A 6,000-nucleotide genomic window follows, 5' to 3' on the forward strand; every position below is an offset into this window, starting at 1 on the left:
CGCGGCGAAACGGCGAACGGCAAACGGCGAAACCACACGACAAACGATGCGGCCGTCTCGTCCGCAGGAACGAGACGGCCGCATCCTCACGCCGGTACCGTCACACCGTCAGCGACGGACCCGACGATCGCGCCACAGGCGGATCGAGACGCCGGCGAGCGCCAACGCCGTCGCCACGACAGCGAACCACGCGGCTCCGGACACATCCGCACCGGTGCGCGACAGCGCGACGGACTTGCGGCTGCCGGAAGCCTGGTTCTGCGGCTTGCTCTGGCCGGACTGACCGTTCTGCTGACCGTTCTGCTGACCGTTCTGACTGTTCTGGCCGGACTGCTGACCGTTGCCGCCGTTGCCGCCGTCCGCGACGGTCACGACGGACGGCTTGTCGGCGGCCTCGACGGCCACGACGTCGCCGGAACGGTTCACCGAGACCTTGGCGCTGAGCGCGAGCGCGAGGTCGATGCGCTGCCATCCCTGCGACGAGGAATCGAGCGGATATCCGGAGTCGATGGCGGTCTTGGCGAGTACCTGATCGCGCTGGACGTCGGTGAGGGTCGGATAGGCGGCGGCGAGCAGCGCGGAGGCGCCCTGCGGCGCGGCGAACGTCTTGCCGGCCGCGGTGGTGCGCTGGAAGCCGTAGGTCATGCGCGCCTGGTAAGCGGCGAGCGCGGAGGCGCGGTCGGTCACCGGCTTGGTGGAGACCTCGTCGGTGAACGCGTTCGTGTAGCCATGCGAGGAGCCGGCTCCCGTGTTCGCGATGCACTGGTCGAGCGTGTCGCCGTGGCCGTCGGCCTTGCAGCGCGCGGTGAGGTAGTCGGTGAGTTCCTTGGCCGCGGCCCGGAACTCGTCGGGATGCGCGTTGATGTACTCGGCCACGGACGCCTGGCCGCCGATGCGGCCGGCGATCACGTCGAGCGGGTAGTGCACGCCGAGCACGATGCGGTTGTTGCCGGCTTCGGACGTGCGGGCGAGGATCTCGGGGGCGAGCTGCGGCACCATGACGGCGAGCACCACGCCGCGCGAGTACGCCTTGTTGGTGTGCCCGGACGGGAAGGAGCCCTCATAGGAGTTCTTCGGATAGTCGGGCGAGTGGAGCTTGCCGTCGGAGCCGGGCGCCTTGCCGTCGGCGTTGGTGGGGACCTTGGTGATGTCGAGCCGCTTGGCCAGTCCGGCGAGATCGTTGGATCCGGTGTTCGCGTTGTACCCGGTGGTCTCGTCCTTGATGGGCGCCCATGTGGACCGGTCGTCCACATAGGGGCGGGGCGACTGGTTGACGTTCTTGGCGGGGTTGCCGGACCAGCCGTTGCCGTTCATGATGTCGGCGACGTCCTTGAGGCTGCCGTCGTTGTAGCCTTCGGCGAAGTATTCGCCGATGACGGGGCCGAAGCCGTCCTTGAAGGCGGTGGCCACGTCCTGGTCGGCGTCGCGGTCGGACAGGGCGCGCTGCTGCTGCGGGCTGGGCGTGTCCTTGGTGGCGCCCTGGGCCGCCGCATGGTTGATGGCCACGACCTTCTCGTCGTTCTCGGCGAGCACCTGCTTGTTGAGCACCTTGCCGGCGCTCTTCAGCGTGCCGTCGTCGTTGAACTGCGGCGCCTGCCAGTAGGTGCCGAATTCGGAGGTGAGGCCGACGAGCGGGTTGGACCCGTCGGTCAGGCGGGCGGCGTCGCCGAGGGTGGCGTGCTTGCCGTTCTGGTCCGCGTTGAGGCAGGTCTTGAGTTCGGTGAGCTTGTACCAGTGGGAGCCTTCGGCGATCGGCATGCATTCGTCGCGGAACGGGATCTCGGTCTCGTTGTAGAGCATGCGCACGAGCGGCGTGTAGGCGCGCCCGGTCTTCGGATCGTTGCCGGGCTTGGCGACCACGTCCCATTGCACGTTGGCGGCCATCGGAGTGACCGATTCGCCGCGCCACTTGTTGTTCGCGTAGGTGTACACGTCGGTCGTGCTGTCGGGCGCCTGCTGGGTGGAGCCGGGCAGGCCGAGGAGCGCGGCGAACGGCATCATCGTCTCGGCGTGGGCGAAGCGGAACGTGGCGACGGTCTTCCCGCCGGCCACGCGCTTGTCGATGGCGTTGAAGAAGTCGTCGAGCAGCGGCTGCGCGATCTTGTACGTCTCGTTCTGGCCGGCGCGGCTCGGGCCCTTCTCGTAGAAGTCCTCGGCGTCGAGCGCCCATGCGAACAGCTCGGCGTCCTTGGCCTGGTCGCCGGTGAAGTACTGGTCGAAGTCGAACGTGTGGCTTCCGGTGTTCTCGTTCTTCATGTCGGCGGCGATGATGTACAGGTTGTACAGGTCCATCGCGGCGTCGTATTCGGAGGCGATCTTCTTCTTGGCCTCGCCGCACGCGTCGGCGTCCTTGGCGGGATCGGCGCCGGGCGCACAGTTGACGGCCCCGCCCTTGGTGCCGTCGGCGGTGTTGTACCACGTGTAGTCGCCGGCCTTGAGCTTGTTCAGGAAGTCGTCGGTGAAGATCCGCGAGAGCAGGTCGTGGGCGGCCTGGGTGAGCTGCGGGTCGGCGGCGATCGTGTCCTCCGCGCCGGCGATGGTCTTGTCGTTGGCGACGAAGTCCTCGTATTCCTGGGCGATCTTCAGCGCGTCGCCGGTCTTCGTGGTGCCGTCCGGGTTCTCGCTCTTGTGGAAGTAGAGGGTGTTGGGCGTCTTGTCGAATTTGGCGGTCTCGCCGGTCGTGCCGGCCGGGTCCGCGGGCGTGACGGTGCTGTCCTTGAGCTCGCCGCCGGATGCCTGGTCGAATCCGCGCGCGAAGTTCTCGCCGGATTCGGTGGCACGCGCCTCGCCGGACGTCTGGTAGGCGATGGCCGCGTCGTCGCCGCTCTTCGCGGCGGCGTCGAACAGCGCCTTGTTGCGCTGGTAGGCGCGTGCGCCGATGCCCTGATGCTGGTCGGCGCCTTGGCCGGTGAGCATGCCGTAGCCGTTCTCCACGTTGGCGGCGGTGATGGCGTCGAGGTTCTTCGTGAACTCGTCGCGGATGGCGTCGGATTTGAAGCCGCCGTCCTTGGCCGCGGCCTCGGCCATCTTCTTGAGCAACGCGTCGTACTTGTAGCTGGACAGGCCGCGCGAGCCGTGGCGGGCCATCGACTCGGTGTAGATCGGCTCGTAGCCGGCCGGGGCCGTGCTGTAGGCGGCGATGGTCTCGTCGCTCGGCGCCACGTACGGCTGCTTGCTGCTGTAGTACTGGCCGTCGCCGGACAACGCGGCGGCGGACGGGATCGGCGCGGTCACGCCGCCGGCCATCAGCGTGGCCAACGCGGCGAGACCCGCGACGGAACCTATGATTCCCCTGTGGATTCTCTCTATACGCATGCCCCCGTTCTATCGGGGCAAATCGAACGGGACACGCGTCGGCGAGGTGAACCGTCTGAACTCTCCCCCACCCCCGCATGAACGCCGGGCGACGTCCTTCCCTGCTCCCTTGCGCCCCCTTCAGGGGGAGCTGACGGCCGAAGGCCGACTGAGGGAGCATCCCGTCCCGCTCAAATCTCGAGCCGCCATCTCTCGGCTCCCCTTGCAGGGGAGCTGTCGGCTGAAAGCCGACTGAGGGGTAGACCCCGCTCAGTCCGGCCGCACTCGCTCAGAATCAGTGGATATCGTCCGGAATGTCGATATCCGACTTCTGCACTTCCTCCACGTTGACGTCCTTGAACGTCACGATGCGCACGTTCTTCACAAACCTGCTCGGACGGTACACGTCCCACACCCACGCGTCGGTGAGCTGCACGTCGAAGTACACGTCCTGCCCGGCGGAACGCACGTTGAAGTCCACCTTGTTCGCCAGGTAGAAGCGGCGTTCCGTCTCCACCACGTAGGTGAACAGCTTGATGACGTCACGGTATTCCTTGTACAGCGCCAGTTCGGCGTCGGTTTCGTAGTTGTCGAGATCCTCGGCACTCATGTCTATCGCTTGTCCTTCTCAAACCAATGGCCGCATCGCGACGTTCCCGTCGCCGATGCGGCCCGTCCTGTCGGTCGTACTTTACCGGCTACCACTGTACCGATAGCCCGGTCCTTTGCGCCGTTCCGCCGCCGGCGGCGGTTCCCGGCGCGACGCGTCACTTTTCCGATTCGCGTTTGCGCCCGCGGCCGAGCGTGCGCCACCACGCTTCTTTGGACGTCTTGCGTTCGCTCTGACCGTACGGCCAGTTGCTTTCCTCGTCCGTCTCGCCGGCGTGCGTTCCCGCCGCTTCCGCCTGTTTCGGCGGTAGTCCGAGCCGTTCGCGCGCCTCGTCCGGCGTCATGTGGTGTGCGTCGCCGCGGCTCGGCGCGATTGCGTCGTCGGCGCGCGTCGCGCCGTCCACCGCATCGGCACCGTCGCGTCGACGCTGCTGGATGGCGATCGAGTGCTCACGCGCGCTCAGCGCCTCCTTCACGCCGGGATTGTCCTCGATGACGTGCATGCCGAACGCGTCGAGCGAGCGGATCGGATCGTATTCGTCGACGAGGGTGTCCATGACGATGAGGTCCTGGTACTTGCCGCTCGCCGGATCCCACAGCGCGTCGCGCGAGGTGCCGGACGGTTCGAAGCCGAGCGACTGGTAGACGGACACGGATCGCGAGTTCTGTTCGGGCACGGCCACCCAGATGCGGTGCATGCCGAGGCCGGCGGGTTCGGGTGCGAAGCCGTAGGTCATGACGCGCGGCATCGCGTCGCGCGAGTAGCCGCGGCCGCGATAGTCCTTGCCGAGGATGACCTGGATGCGTGCGGACCGGGACCATCCGTCGATGTCGATGAGGAAAATCATGCCGATGACGTTGCCGGTAGCCGCGGCGTCGACCTCGTGATCGGCGTCATGATCGGCGTCGGTGAGCAGCGCCCATGCCATCGTGCGACGGGATTCCGGATCGCCCACGCCGGATTCGCTGGGGGCCTGGCCTTCCGTCCACGCGACGGAACGACGGACCCACGCGTGTACGACGGCACGCTCGGCGGCCTCATCCTTGCCGGTGATCTTCGTGGCGCCGCTGAAGGCCTCGAGCTCGTCGAGCTTGGGCAGGTCCTCCACGGTGGCGGGGCGCAGGTGCACCATTTCGCCGCGGATGGGCGGAATCACGATGCGCTCCGGCAGGTCTCGCCGCGGCTCGGTCACCGATGCTTCCGTGTGCTCAGTCATTTCCTTGTCCATTCCCTCGCATTCGTTCGCCTGATCGGCATCGCCTCGTTGAAGCCAATCATTGACGAAACTATCGTACTCGTCTGCATAAACCCTGAAAACCCCCTGAGCACTCCTTCTTCTTGTGCTCCCTCTTGGTGTCGTCTTTTGCTCCCCTGCATTTTCTTTGCGCCCCTCCAAGGGGGAGCTGTCCGCAAAGCGGGCTGAGGGGGTCCGTCACCTGTTGTTGTGGTTCCTCCCTCTGCTCCCCTTGTGAGGGGGAGCTGCCCGCGAGGCGGGCTGAGGGGGTGATGGCGTGTGTCTGTAGATATGCGAGGGCCCTTGGGAGCTGTTGCTCGACCAAGGGCCTTCCTTATCGTGTGGATGCGGCGGCGTGCTACTCTCCCACACTCTCTCGGGTGCAGTACCATCGCCGTGCCAGGTCTTAGCTTCCGGGTTCGGAATGGGACCGGGCGTCTCTCCTGGGCTATGACCGCCGCAAATCTTCTCTTATCAGGGATGTTCCTCCCTGGATGCTGGTGGCTTGGGGACCGGATGGTGGACGCTTCATGTTGATCGTTTGGGTTGTGACGTCACGGTTGCTCCGTGTCGCGTGCATTCGCAGAAGAGGTTGATGCCGTCCCAACCATGGGTTGGGATTGAGTGTGTCGCGCTTCCCCGTTAGTACCGGTCGGCTCCACCCCTCGCGGGGCTTCCACGTCCGGCCTATCGACCACGTGTTCTGCATGGGGGGTCTCAGGCCCCGGAGGGCCCTGGGAATACTTATCTTGGAGCGGGCTTCCCGCTTAGATGCTTTCAGCGGTTATCCCTTCCGAACGCAGCCAACCGGCGGTGCCACTGGCGTGACAACCGGCGTACCGGAGGTTCGTCCACCCAGGTC

At 66.2% G+C, this 6,000-nt stretch carries 3 protein-coding genes, 2 rRNA genes and 1 pseudogene; all 6 read right to left on the bottom strand.

Annotated elements, in window-relative coordinates:
• Positions 1–108: 108 nt before the first annotated feature.
• A complete protein-coding gene (locus tag AC1AYD_RS06115; RefSeq protein WP_476544842.1) occupies positions 109–1,314 on the bottom strand; it encodes a phosphatase PAP2 family protein in 1,206 nt (401 codons plus the stop codon).
• 252 nt (positions 1,315–1,566) lie between these two features.
• Positions 1,567–3,300 (bottom strand): annotated as a pseudogene (locus AC1AYD_RS06120) (histidine-type phosphatase); the annotation flags it as partial.
• Between the two features lie 289 nt (positions 3,301–3,589).
• A complete protein-coding gene (locus tag AC1AYD_RS06125) occupies positions 3,590–3,904 on the bottom strand; it encodes a DUF2469 domain-containing protein (RefSeq protein WP_163196996.1) in 315 nt (104 codons plus the stop codon).
• Between the two features lie 157 nt (positions 3,905–4,061).
• Complete coding sequence (locus tag AC1AYD_RS06130; RefSeq protein ID WP_476544840.1) at positions 4,062–5,120, bottom strand: GNAT family N-acetyltransferase; 1,059 nt, start codon at positions 5,118–5,120, stop codon at positions 4,062–4,064.
• A 363-nt stretch (positions 5,121–5,483) separates the two neighbouring features.
• Positions 5,484–5,600, bottom strand: a 5S ribosomal RNA gene (rrf, locus tag AC1AYD_RS06135).
• A gap of 160 nt (positions 5,601–5,760) precedes the next feature.
• Positions 5,761–6,000: ribosomal RNA gene (locus AC1AYD_RS06140) — 23S ribosomal RNA — on the bottom strand; the annotation flags it as partial.

The organism is Bifidobacterium sp. LH_426 (assembly GCF_056356875.1).

Bases quoted from the DNA above. Each gene is read 5' to 3' on its own strand.
- AC1AYD_RS06115 (WP_476544842.1), bottom strand. From the start codon at position 1,314: ATGAACGGCAACGGCTGGTCCGGCAACCCCGCCAAGAACGTCAACCAG.
- AC1AYD_RS06125 (WP_163196996.1), bottom strand. From the start codon at position 3,904: ATGAGTGCCGAGGATCTCGACAACTACGAAACCGACGCCGAACTGGCG.
- AC1AYD_RS06130 (WP_476544840.1), bottom strand. From the start codon at position 5,120: ATGACTGAGCACACGGAAGCATCGGTGACCGAGCCGCGGCGAGACCTG.